The organism is Lacticaseibacillus casei DSM 20011 = JCM 1134 = ATCC 393 (assembly GCF_000829055.1).
Taxonomy (GTDB): domain Bacteria; phylum Bacillota; class Bacilli; order Lactobacillales; family Lactobacillaceae; genus Lacticaseibacillus; species Lacticaseibacillus casei.
Genome location: NZ_AP012544.1, coordinates 2208786 through 2223635 on the forward strand (window position 1 = coordinate 2208786; position 14850 = coordinate 2223635).

The window sequence follows — 14850 nt, forward strand, 5'->3', positions numbered from 1 at the left end:
AGGCGTTACCTACAGCTTATCGACTTGATCAAAGTCCAATTCGGCGGTCACTTCACGGTCAAACATTTCCGTAACAACTTTCAACTTCATCTTATCTTTATCAACCGCCGTCACCTTACCATGCATACCGGTAAAGGCACCGTCGATAATCGTCACCGGCTCGCCCACATCAAACTCAACGTTCTGATGGCGCGTGCTCATGCCCATCGAGTGCAGCACACTGGCAACTTCTTCCGGCAGCAAAGGCGCTGGTTTTGAACCGGCCCCATGCGAACCGACAAACCCCGTAACTCCCGGCGTATTCCGAACCACAAACCAAGACTGGTCAGTCATCACCATTTCAACCAACACATAGCCAGGAAAAGTCTTTTTCATCTCAACTTTATCCTTACCATTCTTTTGTTCATGTTCCTCTTCTTCAGGAACAACCACCCGAAAAATATAATCATCCATATTCATACTGGTCGTCCGCTGTTCAAGGTTCGTCTTCACCTTATTCTCATAACCGGAATAAGTGTGCAACACGTACCAATGCTTCTCTGCCGATGTTACTGTTTCAGCCATAATGCGTCTCCTTTTTGTGTTTTGAGTCAAAATAAAAAACCGTCATCGAAGGCGGTTTTGCGCTGCTCATAGTATAGCAAAGATGAAGCGGTTTGTCAGGCTTTAATACAAGAACGCCTGAAAGATCATGTTAATGACCCAATCAACCGCCGCAAAATAAATGGCAAAGATAATGGAAGTCATGATGACGGTAAACGTATCACGCCGTGTCTGTTTCGCGGTCGGCCACGTAACAGCCTTCATTTCCGCAAAAACACTTTTGATAAATTTCATCAGTCTGCTCCTTCCACTATTACTTGGTTTCTTGGTGAACCGTTACCCGACCACAATGTTTACAAAATTTTCTTAAAGTTAACCGTTCCGTTCGCTTCGGGTTTTCGGGAACAAAATAATTCCGTTGCCCACAAGCCGAACAAGCTAAAGCAACTTTCTTTACTGACATCTTGTTCCCTCCAGTCACGTCCAATATGATACCAAGGTTGTCCATGAATAGCAAGCGTCAGCAAACAAAGACGGCACTAGTGCCATTAATATTTCGTTATTATAAGCATCTGAGGTCATTTTTAAAAAAGTATCCCCAACCACAACGTCACCAACAACATCCCACCAAAGCTTAGGAGCGAACGAATAGTGAAAATAAAAGTTTTGTCTTTACTAGGTGAAGTGGTATATGTCCTTGTGTTGTGGAGCACCAGCGGCCATGTCGCCAGTACCAGCAAACTCCAAATCGGCAGGATGCCCGTCACGATGCCGATTAATAAGGTGACAAAGGTGGTAAACGGAATCAGCCGGTACCAACGCAAGGCGCGCTGTTTCCCGAGGTAATAGGGCAGTGTGTAGCGTTCATTTTTCACGTCTTGTTCCAGATCGGCGATGTTGTCGGCAAACATGACTGCCGCGTTCAGGATGACAATCGGGAGAACGGCGATGAATAACTGTAACAACCACCCGAGATTCAGTGAAAACGCAAATGTGCAGCGGCCCAAAGCGAGATCCAAAGGTTGCGGTGCCTGCATGTTGATCAGCACGGCAATCGTGAATGTGCCAAAGCCTTCGACTAACCCGGCCAGCAATTCGCCAAGTGGGAGCCGGGATAAGGGAATCGGACCAAACGTATATAGAATGGCGATCCCGACACCAATGGCACCGATGACCAGAAGGCTGAGATTCGTGCGCATCACAAGAAGCAGGCCGAGAACGACACTCACTAATAGCATCAGAATCGTCAACGCCAACATCCCCCAAGGAGAAAGATGCTCGCGGCCGATGATATTTTGTTGTTGCTGATAACTATGGTCCTTGGCTTTGAAGTAGTCTTGCACGTTGTTGAAGCCAGTGACAAAAAAAGCAATGGCGAGCTGGGCCAGACCATAAAGCAGGCTGTTGACCCAGGAAAATTGTTGAAAAGCCCATGCGGCGTAACTAATACCTAGCGCATACGGCAGCATGCTCGCTGCTTTTGCCGGTAAGCGAATAAATTCAAGGAACAGTGGCCAGGTTAGGTGTTTGTAAGGTTGCGTCATAACAAAACCCCCATTCCCAAGCCGAAGGTTAATAAACCATTTTCCAAAACCAGGTTCACGACGGCGGTGTGGAACGTTCGCGGCTTGCTTGGGTCGCGAATAAAACGATGGACGTTGCGAATGACCAGTGGCCACGCCAACTCAATCAGCAATGCCCAGCTCGGCAAAGCGCCAAACACAACTGCTAACAAGACCGCGAGGAAACCGACGTAGGCTAACAAGGCGTAAACCCGCGGCGCCCACCAGTGACCCAGGTACATGGGCAACGTATGCCGGTGGTTCCGCTCATCTTCCTCCAAGTCAGCCATGTTGTTGGCTAGCATGACGTTGGCAATGGTGGCCATTGGCGTAATGCAGGTCAAGCCTAAAGCGATGATGGCAATAAAATCGCCGCGCAAGACAATCGTCGGCCATCCCCAGTCCAGTGCGATCAATTTTCCAGAGACAATATTAATATAAGTGGCAATCACCGGAATGCCCAAGCCCATCACGACACCGGAAAAAATTTCTCCCAGTGGCAACCGCGACAATGGCAACGGCCCCCAAGTATATAAGATGCCGATTGCAAAACAGGCCATCCCCATCAACAACACAAGCCAATCAGTCCGCACAACCAAAATAATTCCAAGCACCGAGGCGCCTGCCAGCATCCCGATAATGATTCGGCTGACTAACTTCGGATTTAACTTTTCCCGCCCGATTACATTAACAGCTTGCTGGTAGTGTTCATCTTTGGCTTTGCGATAATCCATCAAGTTGTTCAGCGCGGTGGTCATCATGTCAAAAAGCAACATCGCCACCAGGAATAACCCCGTGTTCACAGCATTAAAGCCGTGAAAGTAACTCACTGCAAATAACGTACCAATCGCAAACGGCAAAATGCTTGCCAGCTTCGTGCGAATTTCCACCAATTCCAAGAAAATCGGCAGCGTCATCGACTTCCCCCTTTAAACGCGCTCGCGTGGCCAGAACCGGAGCCATCACGCCTAAGGCCACTTATACTCCGACTTCTAACCGCGCCAGTTCACGCTCTACTTTTTTATAGTCGCCAGCGTGTATCCGGAATTTTTGAACAGTTTGAAACTGTCTTTCAATCCCGAGCTGAGATAAACTTTTTTGTCTTTGGTGACAAAAATGGCATCGGCATATTTCAACTTTTCGATATATGCCATCCCATCAACTAGCCCCTTATCAAACGTCGCGGTTGACAGAGCATCGCCATCGACACTTTTGTTGGTGACGATCGACACGCCCATCAACTCATTGTCAAATGGGTAGCCTTTTTTGGGATTCATAAGGTGCATATAAACTTTACCATTAACTTTGAGATAGCGCTCGTAGATTCCGGAGGTTACAACCGTTTTGTTACTGGCAGGCAAGGTGCCAATGGCCGTCCCCCGTGGCTTTTTCGGATCCTGAATGCCGACATTCCAGTCTTTCTTCGCATCCTTGGGGCTCTTGCCCATGACGAAAATATTCCCGCCTAAGTCAATAATAGCCGTGGTAACATGTTGTTTCTTCAGCGTTTTGACGACTTCATCGGTGATGAACCCTTTCGCGATGCCGCCAAGATCAATGGCCATGCCTTTTTTTCTTCAGGTAAACGGTCTGTTGCTTCTTATTAAGAACGACATCTTGGTAATGTACCAACGGCAGCTTGGCATCAATTTCGCTTTGGGCCGGTTTGCGGGCATCGGCAAAGCCAATGTGCCACAGACTGGTGATCGGCCCAATTGCCAAATCAAACGAGCCATTGGAATTCTCGCTGTAGTGTTTGGCCGCCGCGATCACGCGATAAACACTCGGCGTCACGTGAACCGGCTTGATCCCGGCGTTTTGGTTAATCTTATCAACTTCCGACCCCTTTTGATTGACCGTCAGCTGATCGGCCAACTGTTGAACCCGGGAAAAAGCAGCATCTAACGCCCCTTGCTTGCCCTTGTCGTATATTTTAACCGTGACAACCGTACCCATCAAAAACTGGGTATCCGAATAAGGGTCGCCTTCGACCAACGTGCGTTTCGCTGCAGGCTTGCCGGAACAGGCAGTCGCTACCAATGCCAGCAACATCAGTAAAACGACGACAACTCTTTTCTTCATCTATATATTCCTCCAAAAGTGAGCGTAAACCGGCGCAATCATCCGGCTGCAGAGCCATTATACGGATTTTTGTAGGCATAAGAAAAGAACCTGCTCAGAAGAAGTATTCCGAACAAGTCCTTACTTAAGCTACTAGACTGACAATCAGCCCAACCGCTTCGATCGTGAAACCAACAAATTAGTTGTTGTAAACAATGTTGTCAACTTCGATCTTGTTCGTGTTGCCATTTTGTGCAGCATTGACCAGTTGATCAGCATATAAGATGAAGGTATCGGAACTGTGGGTCGCACCGGAAACCACATCAACCTTGGCTGGTGACTGCTTGGCAACCAACGACTTATTCAGTTCTGGAATGTATTCCTTCGGGCCGACTTTGTTGACTTTCTTCATATTAGCTTCGTACTTGGTGTCAAGCGTCTTGGACTTGCCATCTTTATTGACGTTGTCATAGTTACTTTGCGTAATCTTGCCGTCCTTAACGGTGATGGAGAAGGTAACCCGATAGCCATTGAAGTAGTTCTTTTCTTCAAGGGTGTAGGTCCCGTCTTTCATCTTGCCGGTATTGTTCACTTCAATCGGCTTGGTGTCACCGGCTTGGGCAGCCTGAATCAATTGTTGTGCATAGTTCTTAAAGGTCAGGCTGGAATCAGTCGCACCTGAGATGACATCAATTGCCCCAACGTTTGTTCCGTTCTTCTGGAACGACTTGTTCAACTCAGGAATATATTCTTTTGGCCCAACTTTGACCTTGGACTTCATTGACTTTTCATAAGCAGCGTCCTTGGTCTTGGATTTACCATTCTTGTCAACGTAGTCATACTTAGTAGAAGTAATCTTCCCGTCTTTGACTGTCATGGCCATTTCGACTTTATAGCCATGGTCATAGCCGGTTTCATTCAGCTTGTAAGTACCATCCTTCAGCGGACCGCCGGCAACTTGCTTTTGGGCTGATGACTTCTTCACCACTTTGCTGCTGGAAGCCTTACTGCTGGACGAATTTTTGCTGCTTGAACTACTGCTGCATGCACTTAAAACCAAAGTGGACAGTGCAACAACGGCTGTCCCCGTCACAACTTTACTTAACTTCATGACATTTACCCCTTTTGCAGTTCATTACTGTGATATTGTGTTCTCAATCACATATTTAGTTTAGCCAGTCAAGTCAAAAAAATCAACTAAACTCAGGTATTATAAGCGCTTTCTCATTTTCTTAGATTTGTTTCGAAAGCGTATTTTTGTGTCTTTTTACACAAAAATGTCCGGATTTGGAAAAAGAGAGCTAGAACGTTAGACATTAAGCGAAATTAAAGGCTATAATGACTTGGATACATACTTCACAAAAGTATGGATATTGCAAATGGTAAGGAGTGTTATGCATGGCGAAAACCAATATCGTCGTGGTTGGCGCGGGGTTTGCTGGGGTTTATGCGACAAAGCACCTGGCCAAGCACTACAAACGCAACAAAGACGTGACGATCACGCTGATCGATCGCCACTCGTACTTCACTTATGTCACCGAACTGCACGAAATCGCAGCGGATCGTGTTCCGGAAGATGCGATTCAATACGATTTGCAGCGTTTATTCAATCGACGTAAGAACGTCAAGATTGTCACCGATAACGTGACAGGTATTGACCGCGACAAGAAGGAAGTGGTTACGGAAAACGGTCGCTTCCCTTACGACTATGTGATCTTGGGGATCGGATCACAACCAAATGATTTCGGAACACCAGGCGTTGCCGAACACGGTTTCACTTTGGGTAAGTGGGAAGACGCGATTCGGTTGAAACGCCACATTGAAGACGTTGTGCGGCGTGGTTCCGAAGAACACGATCCGGCTAAGCGCAAAGCTCTTTTGTCAATCGTCATTGTCGGTTCCGGCTTTACCGGTACCGAAACGATTGGCGAGTTGCGTGACTGGCGCGATACCCTCGCCAAACAGTACAAGCTAGATCCGAACGAAATCCAGTTTAGCCTGATGGAAATGGCGCCGACGATCATGAATATGCTGGATCGTTCAGACGCGAACAAAGCCGAACGTTACATGGAAAAACGCGGCATCAAGGTCATGAAGAATACCGGCGTTGTCGGCGTTCATGAAGACCATGTCGATCTGAAAGACGGCTCCACTTTCCCAACCTGCACGCTGGTTTGGACAGCAGGGGTCAAGGCAACGGATCAAGCCAAAGACTTTGGCTTGAAACAAGGACGCGCTGGCCGAATCCTGGTTAAGAACAACATGGAATCGCAAGACGATCCAAGTATTTACGTTGTTGGTGATGTCTCACTGGTTGATCAAGACGGCACTGGCCGCGGCCAACCGCAAATCGTTCAAGGGGCCGAAGCAACCGCGCATACTGCCTTGACGAACATTGAAGCCAAGCTGGAAAACAAGGAACAGATTGAATATAAAGCCAACTATTCTGGCTTCATGGTCAGCTTGGGTTCCAAATATGGTGTTGCCAACATTATGGGCTGGCTGCATCTCTCCGGTTTCTTTGCGATGTTGATGAAGCACTTAGTCAACATGCTCTACTTCATCCAAATTTATTCCGGTTATTATTTATTCCAATACTTCATGCACGAATTCTTCCGGACCCGCAACGAACGTAATATGTTCCGCGGCCATCTTTCCCGTCAAGGCAACGTACTATGGACGGTGCCTGCCCGGCTCACGTTAGGCGCGATGTGGCTGATCGATTGCTGGCCGAAGATTCAAGGCAAGGAGTCATGGTTCATTGATAAGCTGCGCCTGCCATTTAGTTGGCTGCAGCCAGCCGCAACCAGCGGTGCTTCTGCCGCCGGTGCCGATGCTACCAGTGCCGCTTCCGGTGCGGCAGCCGGCGCGGCCAAGGCCACCAAGACTGTCTTTTCACTTTCCTATCAGTATGGGAATGATCCGATGATGGTCTTTGATAAGATGCCGAACTGGTATTACAGCATTACCAAGACCTTGATTCCTAACCAGCAAGTGGCGTTCTTCATGCAAAAAGCAATGACGATCATGGAAATCCTGATTGGCCTCGCTTTGATCGCAGGCTTGTTCACTTGGTTAACCTCGGCAGCCACCATTGCTTTTGTCGGCGTGTTCTGCCTGAGTGGCATGTTCTACTGGGTCAACATTTGGATGATTCCGATGGCCTTTGCCTGCATGAACGGCTCCGGCCGCGCGTTCGGGCTTGATAAATGGGTTGTCCCTTATCTCCAGAAAGTCTTTGGCAAATGGCGCTATGGAACACCGCAATCACTTTACGGTACCGATGCACTCAAATAATTGTCACGATAACGCGTTTACCGGCGCAGAAGACTCTGGGTGGATTTTGCCTAGAGTCTTTTTTCAAGAGCGGGAAGCTGCTGCGGCCATGTTCTGTGGCGCAACTGCTCCCCGTCCTTGACGTTCACGTCCATCTTTTCATTGACCGATGCGAACAATTGATTTTTGTTAGATTGGAGCTTGACTATGAAACGGCCGAATACGTTCAAACGCTATCTTAAAATGATTCGCCCTTTTGACTGGATCATTGTCGGCGGCCTGTTTCTTGCAGCCTTCATCCCCTACCTCATCTTTGGCATTCAGGAAAATCAGCAGCAACAAGAAGCCTCGCAGCGCGTTTTAACAGCCGTGGTCACTCATGATGGCCATGAGGTTTATCGAAAAAGGTTAACCGGCCACACCGGCACGACCCAATTCACTTATCGGGCCAAAGACGGTGACTGGAATAAGATCGAAGTTCAAGGCGCCGGCATTGCGATTACCGAAGCTAACTGTCAGGATCAGGTTTGCGTCCGCCGCGGCCGAATCACCAAACCCGGACAAACCATTGTCTGCCTGCCGCACAAGTTGTTGATTGAAATCAAATCCAACAAAGGCGGCAGTAACAACACGGGAGGTATGGTGACCGAATGAGCATTTATAAAGCCGACCGCACCCGGCAATATATTTATATTGCCTTGCTCTGTGCCCAAGGCGTCATTATCGGCTTACTGGAGCGCATGATTCCCTTCCCGCTTGCGTTTGCGCCCGGTGCCAAACTAGGCTTAGCCAACCTCATCACCATCATCTCACTGTTCACGATGTCCATTTCGGATAGCTTCGTCTTGCTGTGGCTGCGCCTTTTACTCACCACTTTGCTAGGCGGAACCCTGTCAACGTTCTTGTACAGCGGGGCCGGGGCACTCCTGTCTTGGCTGGGGATGCTGCTCATCAAACAACTGGGTGAAAAACGCGTCAGCATGATCGGCATCTCGGCCGCGGGTGGCATTTTGCACAATGTCGGCCAGCTGCTGGTGGCATCGTTGATCGCCCAAAGCTGGACGGTGATGCTCTACCTGCCGATCCTGGCATTTATGGGCATTCTCGCCGGCATCGCAGTCGGCATTGCGGCTAATTTCCTTTTTGAACACATTGATATCTTACGTCGCCTGCGCTACGACCGAAGCAAGCGACGTAAAAAAGGAGCGACTTCATGAAAATTCATCCCATGTGGCATGAATACCCGACGTTGGCGCCTGAATTATCCTCAGCACTAACGTTAATTGAAAAACAGATTACCACCAACAATACGCCAGTGGCTGAAGCTATCCTGGAAATGATCAACGGCGGCGGCAAGCTGTTGCGTCCAGCCTATTGTCTGCTCTTTTCGCGTTTTCAGGATACGGATCGGGAGAAAATGATCGCCTTGGCAGCAGCGATCGAGACCTTGCACACGGCAACGCTTATTCACGATGACATCATCGACAAATCGCCAACCCGCCGAAACCAGATCACGATTCAAAAACAATTTGGCCCGGAAACCGCGGTTTATGCCGGCGACTATCTCTTCGTAGTCTGCTTCAAGCTCCTGGCCCATTACGCCTCCAGCCTCCGCAGCATTCAACAAGACAGCGGTAGCATGGAGAAGATTCTCAAAGGCGAACTGGACCAAATGGCCACCCGCTACCAAACCGACATCACCATTGATGACTACCTCAAACAGGTTTCCGGCAAGACCGGTCAGCTTTTTGCCTTAAGCTGCTTTGTCGGGGCCTACGAAAGCGGCGGTAGTACCAACTTCGCCAAAGCTGCCGAAAAAATCGGCATGGACATCGGCATTGCCTTTCAATTGCTCGATGACATCCTCGACTACACAAGCAGCGGCGACACCCTTGGCAAGCCGGTTTGCGAGGACGTCCGCAGCGGGGTGTATTCTGCTCCGTTAATTCTAGCCATGCAGCGCGATCGCCAAGCCTTTTTGCCGTTGTTGGCCAAAAAGGACCAAATCGCCGATGCGGAAATGGATACGCTCCGCAATTTGGTCATCCAATATGAAGGTGTCAAGCAAGCCTATGCCATGGCCCGACAACATACCGATCAAGCCATCGCCGGTTTAAAGAAGTTGCCGGCCGGACCGGCGCAGGATGATCTGATCCGCTTGACAGGAAGCTTGCTGAACCGGAAAGCTTAGACATGTTTGATTGAACGCAAAAAAAGAAAACCCACGGTACTTTCTCACCATGCCAATTGGCAGATGAGGAAGCGCTGTGGGTTTTTGTTCGAAGCTTCGATCAATCTACTAGTAAGATTGTAACCGGTTAGAACGTTAGGCAATTGGTAACGCAGAGGTAGGCTATCAGGTAGAATTTCGTTTAGCTAGCAAAGCTTAAGAGACTAACAGCTTTTTCCATGGGAACATTTAAGGCCACAGACCCAAGATTTGACCGATGCCGCTTATGACACAAACAATTCCTAGACTAATAAGACCAAGCCTCCGTTGTTTGATCATCTCCGGGCGTCTCCGATACTTTAACCAAGCTGCGTCAATAACCCCGAGAATGGTAAACACAATCACCATAATTAAGGTGAAAAGGACAATTCTGACGGCGAGGGTAAGTTCATTAGTTTCTTCCTCCATGCAAGGCTTAACGTCTCTACAAGTAGGCTACTACATGAACTGCAAGAATAGCCAAGTTAAAAATTAATCGCGCATTTTAGAATCAAGTTAGCCACTGTCTCAAAATTTTTTGGACAATAAAAAACATCAAGAACAGATATCCTGTATCATTGAAGTTCCTACACAAACAATGGAAGAGGATATTGTCTTGATGCAGAAACAGGATAGCACACACCGCCAAAAAGGTCAGCACTTAACATCACTCGAGCGCGGAAAAGTGGCCGGATTCCACCAAGCTGGGAAGTCCAATCGTTGGATTGCTGCTGAAATTGGCGTCTGCCCGCAGACCATTAATAATGAAATCAAGCGAGGTACAGTAGATCAGGTCAAGAAGAGTAATGGCAAGCGCGTCTACCATCGACAATACCTGCCAGAGGCTGCTCAGGCACGTTACGAGACTGCACGCTTGAGCTGCCATCGTCCTGACAAGTTCGCCAGCGTACAGGTCTTCTTAGCCTGGTACGTACAGCGAGCTAAGCAGGACAAATGGTCGCCGGATGCTTCAATCGGCTATGCCAAGCGACACAAGCTGTTTACTCCTGAAGAGCTTGTTTGTGCCTCGACTTTGTACCAGTACATTGACGACCAACGCCTAGAGATTCGAAATATCGACCTGTTGGAGAAGACTAAGCGGAAGACCTCTCACCAGCACCACACCAAGGCTAAGCGCCTGGCTGGCCGCAGTATCGAGGAACGGCCTAAGGTCGTTGAACGACGCAGGCAGTTCGGTCACTGGGAGATGGATACCATTGTCGGTAAACGCAATGGCAAGGAGAGCGTCATCTTGACTCTGATTGAGCGCAAGACCCGTTGCCAACTTCTCCGCTTGATCGAAGGACGAGATGCAGACTCTGTGAGCTATGCATTGCGTGGAATCAAGCGCGAATGGGGAGCTTGCATCAAGACCATCACAGCCGACAACGGACCCGAGTTCACCGCCTTAAATACTGCTTTTGCTGGGACGGAAACTGAGATCTTCTACGCCCATCCTTACACGTCCTGCGACCGTGGCACCAACGAGGCACATAACCGGATGATCCGCCAGGACTTCCCTAAGGGCATGTCCCTAGATGACATTAGCCCTAGTCAAGTGCAGGCCACGCAAGACCGCTTGAATCAGTTGCCTCGCAAACAACAGGGCTACTGCACACCCCAGCAAAACTTTGAGGCCGAAGCTCGGCGCGTTCGCCGCATGGCCCAGTAGTCTCTCTAGCGCCACAACTTCTATTTGATAACGGCCTGTTCTGGGATTGTCCTCAACGACTGGCTAACTTGTTCTTGCAATTTACGGTTAACGTTGCTTATGTGCCATAAAACGTTTGTTATTCTACTCAGTACATTTGATGTTCTTTATACCAGCAATCGCAGATCAAAAAAGCACACAGGCTTATACCTATACTGAATTACTGCGATATAGGGATAAGACTGTGTACTTCTTATGAATATAAAATCGTTTACTTAAAAATTACCCGTAACAAATCTTGGATAATTGGTAAAGTTATCAAGCCAACAACAATACCGCCTAGGAAAAGCGAAATATAAACAGCCGTCTTATTGGTTGATCTCTTGTTTTTCATTCTTCCTCCTCCAACACAGTAGACACCCCAGACATCCAAAGATCTTGCTTGTTATTGTCAGTCTAACAATTGCATTTCATTTAAACATTCAGTTATAGAAGCAAAAAGCAAGGCATCTCAGCCTTCAAGAAGCTGCATGCCTTGCTTTTATACCAAACTCCCGTCACCTATTAATGACTATGAACTTTCGCCGCTATCCGCTTACCGAACTCGGTCTGATCAAAGTGATCGATAATGTTCTTAACCTCGGCGTAACGCAGGCTGGCGCCGAATAGAGGACTGCCCGGCTCGGTCATGATGCCATCTGCCAGATTGTTGTGGACAACCGTGTCGAAGCCCATTGTATCGACAAAAGCAGCCACTGTGGCGACAGCGTCAGGATCGTTGCCGGTGACGAAAAGTGCCTTCCGTCTCGGGTCGCCTTTTGGCCGCGCCTCTTCTTGCAGATTGTGGTAACCCATGTGATTGAACGTTTTGACAATTTTGGCATCTTTGAAATAAGCCTGAACCTGTTCGCTGGAAGTCGTGTCCGGATCTAAGACTTCTTCGCGAATGCCGTCCGTTTCCCACCAGTAGTTCATGGCATCGATGACCAGTTTACCCTTCAGTAAGTCAGCATCGATGTTCTTGTAGCGACTAAGTGGAATCGCCAGCAAAATGATATCGCTATTGGCAACGACATCCGCATTCTCTGACGCAATGGCGCCGGGAACTAAGGTTTTAATGGTTAAGGCGATTTTCTTGACGGATCCCGAACCGGAAAATCGCACTGTGTAGCCGGCATCCAGCGCCAAACCAGCCAGCACGATGCCGACTTTTCCTGCGCCAATAATACCTACGCGTTGAATGACCATTATTTCACCGCCGCCTTTTCTGCCAAAATTTCTTTAACCCGCGGAATGACTTTCGTACCATACAACTCAATCATCCGCTCGCGCTGCGCTGCCGTCTGGTTGCCGGCACCATAGACGAGGTCGAAGCGGCCGAGATCGAGCAGGTCAATTGTTTCGGCCATGCGCCGCGCAACGGTTTCGGGATTGCCGACGTAGAATGAACCCACCTTGGTTTCGCCGTCAAACTGTTCACGACTCATCGGTGCCCAGCCACGAGTCAACCCAATGCGATCAAAGTTGGCTTTGATATTTTTAAACGCTACCTCAACAGCTTCATTCTCGTCATCAGCAATGAACCCATGCGAGTGCACGGCAATTGGGAATTCCGGCTTGCCGAGTTCTTTAGCAGCTGCGTGATATAGCTCAATATACGGCTTGAACCGGCTGGCTTGCCCGCCAATGATCGCAATGATCACTTTGTAACCGAACTTAACCGCGCGAATCACAGATTCCGGCGAGCCGCCAATGCCAATATAAGTCTCAAGTTTACCGTTTTCGGTCTTCGGATAGACTTCCTGATTTTTCAAAGCCGCACGGAACTTGCCCGACCAGGTCACTGCCTTTTCATTGCGCAAGGCGTCGTATAACCCCAATTTCTCATTGAATAGGTCGTCATAATCGGTTAAGTCATAGCCGAATAAAGGAAAAGACTCGGTGAACGAGCCGCGTCCCAGCATGACCTGCGCCCGCCCATTGGACAACGCATCCAAAGTCGCGAACCGCTAATAAACGCGCACAGGATCATCGGAGCTGAGCACGGTGACCGCCGTTGCCAACTTGATCTGCTTGGTCACTGCTGAAATTGCCGCCAAAACCGTTTCCGGACTCGAAACACTATAGTCCGGCCGATGATGTTCGCCAACCCCGAAGACCTGAATGCCCAAGTCATCGGCCAGCTCACCTTCGCGCACAATCTGGCGAATGGATGCAGCAGCGGTCTGCAAGCTGCCGTCTTCATTTGCCACAATGTCACCAAAAGTTTCAAGCCCAAACTGTAAATGCTCAATGTCTACCATCGAAAATGCCTCCCATGCGTGTTACTTACTTTTTGTAAGCTAGTAACGACATCATAGAATATTTTGGGCGAGAAAGCAACCAAGAGATTTTATCAGGTCCCCCAATAGCAACTTTTGAAAAGTCAAAATATAGCATATCGAATGACACGCTAAATATTACAATTTGAGGCTAAGCTTTATCCCATTTCAAACAGAAAAGACGACGAAATTGCGGTTCCGCTGTCTTTTCTCCTTAAGTTATTGAAAGATTGTTGATACGACTTAGCTGCCCAGCGATTGGGCTGGCAACGCATTGCTAAACCGAAGAAGCACGGCATTAACTCCGCCAAGTTCGTAGTTTTAAACGCGTCCCTGGTGCAAACCAAGCAACTCACCGCGTGGACTACTTGGTTTTGGAAAAATAAATTCTTCCCAATATGACAGCAATGAGGAGCCATCCAGTCATCTTTAAATACTCGTCCCATATTAAATATCCGTATAGAACGCGATCCATGAGCATGTTGAAAAGAATGACGAGTGCCCAAACCGCGACGCCAAACAGAAAAGCCTTACCTTTTTTTGTGATACTTACCACCCCTAATGCGTCTAGCCAAGAGAAACATAACCAACTTGTCAATCGACCTTTACTCGCAGATTTGCACTGGATGATAATCTAATAAATCAGCATTCTGGTTAACATGAGTAACGAAGAGAATAACTGAGCCTTCTGTAGCCATTTCATTTATCAAGTCTACAATGCATCGCATGCCACTCGTATCAATTCCAGAAAAGAACTCATCAAGCATCAACATTTTGGGCTCTTGAAGCCAAAACAAAAGAAATGTTAATTTCATAACTGTGCCTAGCGACAGCGCCGACGTTAGTTCGTTGTAATATGCTTCAAGTTTCATCTTTTCCAGTAAATACGGTAATTTTGCCAGCCTTTGTCGATTGACTTTATTAAAGGAAATCAAAAAATCCACATGTTCTTTGGCGCTTAAGTTGGGATCCAGTATATTCCCGTCATGAAGATAAACGATCTCCTCTCGCATTAAATCAGTGTCGATTACCCCTTCGTTTGGCAATAGGTCAAACGCGAGTAACTTAAGGAGCGTTGTCTTCCCAACCCCGTTCGACCCCATGATTCTATATATGCTTCCCGAGGAAAAATGCAAAGAAAGGTCTCGAAATAGTACATTATCATCGTAAGAAAAGCTAACGTTCTTTACCCGAACCTGATTGCCCATATCTTCCCCTCTTTATACA

The 14850-nt window shown here is 48.1% G+C and carries 13 protein-coding genes and 2 pseudogenes; 5 read left to right on the top strand and 10 right to left on the bottom strand.

Translation table 11 applies throughout. The annotated features are described in order from the left end of the window. Positions 1 to 9: 9 nt before the first annotated feature. The 7 genes and pseudogenes from nusG to pplA all read right to left on the bottom strand — a co-directional run bounded on the left by nusG (position 10) and on the right by pplA (position 5277). Positions 10 to 564, bottom strand: coding sequence for a transcription termination/antitermination protein NusG (nusG, locus tag LBCZ_RS10650; protein WP_025013288.1), 555 nt, complete (start codon positions 562 to 564; stop codon positions 10 to 12). Between the two features lie 102 nt (positions 565 to 666). Beyond that, positions 667 to 837, bottom strand: a complete 171-nt coding sequence (secE, locus tag LBCZ_RS10655; RefSeq protein WP_010492112.1) for a preprotein translocase subunit SecE — start codon at positions 835 to 837, stop codon at positions 667 to 669. A gap of 19 nt (positions 838 to 856) precedes the next feature. Continuing rightward, positions 857 to 1006 (bottom strand): 50S ribosomal protein L33, encoded by a 150-nt coding sequence (gene rpmG / locus LBCZ_RS14995; protein ID WP_080769608.1) that lies wholly within the window; start codon positions 1004 to 1006, stop codon positions 857 to 859. A gap of 121 nt (positions 1007 to 1127) precedes the next feature. After that, positions 1128 to 2087 (bottom strand): UbiA family prenyltransferase, encoded by a 960-nt coding sequence (locus LBCZ_RS10660; RefSeq protein WP_025013287.1) that lies wholly within the window; start codon positions 2085 to 2087, stop codon positions 1128 to 1130. Then, positions 2084 to 3022, bottom strand: a complete 939-nt coding sequence (gene menA / locus LBCZ_RS10665) for a 1,4-dihydroxy-2-naphthoate polyprenyltransferase (RefSeq protein ID WP_025013286.1) — start codon at positions 3020 to 3022, stop codon at positions 2084 to 2086. Before menA ends, LBCZ_RS10660 begins: the two co-directional genes overlap by 4 nt. A 96-nt stretch (positions 3023 to 3118) precedes the next feature. Then, a pseudogene (locus tag LBCZ_RS10670) lies at positions 3119 to 4187 on the bottom strand (FAD:protein FMN transferase). Between the two features lie 178 nt (positions 4188 to 4365). Next, complete coding sequence (pplA, locus tag LBCZ_RS10675; protein WP_025013285.1) at positions 4366 to 5277, bottom strand: extracellular electron transfer flavoprotein PplA; 912 nt, start codon at positions 5275 to 5277, stop codon at positions 4366 to 4368. Between the two features lie 287 nt (positions 5278 to 5564). Between pplA and LBCZ_RS10680 the strand changes: the two genes are divergently transcribed. The 5 genes from LBCZ_RS10680 (at position 5565) to LBCZ_RS10705 (ending at position 11323) form a co-directional block, all read left to right on the top strand. Then, a complete protein-coding gene (locus tag LBCZ_RS10680) occupies positions 5565 to 7463 on the top strand; it encodes an NAD(P)/FAD-dependent oxidoreductase (protein ID WP_025013284.1) in 1899 nt (632 codons plus the stop codon). Positions 7464 to 7649: 186 nt separating this feature from the next. Then, positions 7650 to 8096: a NusG domain II-containing protein gene (locus LBCZ_RS10685; RefSeq protein ID WP_025013283.1), complete on the top strand. Its 447-nt coding sequence runs from the start codon at positions 7650 to 7652 to the stop codon at positions 8094 to 8096. Continuing rightward, positions 8093 to 8659 (top strand): Gx transporter family protein, encoded by a 567-nt coding sequence (locus LBCZ_RS10690; protein ID WP_032958837.1) that lies wholly within the window; start codon positions 8093 to 8095, stop codon positions 8657 to 8659. Before LBCZ_RS10685 ends, LBCZ_RS10690 begins: the two co-directional genes overlap by 4 nt. Continuing rightward, positions 8656 to 9633 (top strand): polyprenyl synthetase family protein, encoded by a 978-nt coding sequence (locus LBCZ_RS10695; protein ID WP_039639322.1) that lies wholly within the window; start codon positions 8656 to 8658, stop codon positions 9631 to 9633. The genes LBCZ_RS10690 and LBCZ_RS10695 overlap by 4 nt, the downstream gene beginning before the upstream one ends. 637 nt (positions 9634 to 10270) lie before the next feature. After that, positions 10271 to 11323 carry an IS30 family transposase gene (locus LBCZ_RS10705; RefSeq protein ID WP_039638840.1) on the top strand — a complete coding sequence of 351 codons (1053 nt, stop codon included), beginning with the start codon at positions 10271 to 10273 and terminating at the stop codon, positions 11321 to 11323. A 543-nt stretch (positions 11324 to 11866) separates the two neighbouring features. Here LBCZ_RS10705 and LBCZ_RS10710 read toward each other — a convergent pair. The 3 genes and pseudogenes from LBCZ_RS10710 to LBCZ_RS10725 form a co-directional block, all read right to left on the bottom strand. Continuing rightward, positions 11867 to 12553 (bottom strand): NADPH-dependent F420 reductase, encoded by a 687-nt coding sequence (locus LBCZ_RS10710; protein ID WP_025013919.1) that lies wholly within the window; start codon positions 12551 to 12553, stop codon positions 11867 to 11869. Further along, positions 12550 to 13605, bottom strand: a pseudogene (locus LBCZ_RS10715) (LLM class flavin-dependent oxidoreductase). Before LBCZ_RS10715 ends, LBCZ_RS10710 begins: the two are co-directional and overlap by 4 nt. A 623-nt stretch (positions 13606 to 14228) precedes the next feature. Continuing rightward, positions 14229 to 14831 carry an ATP-binding cassette domain-containing protein gene (locus LBCZ_RS10725; RefSeq protein WP_025013921.1) on the bottom strand — a complete coding sequence of 201 codons (603 nt, stop codon included), beginning with the start codon at positions 14829 to 14831 and terminating at the stop codon, positions 14229 to 14231. Between the last annotated feature and the right edge of the window lie 19 nt (positions 14832 to 14850).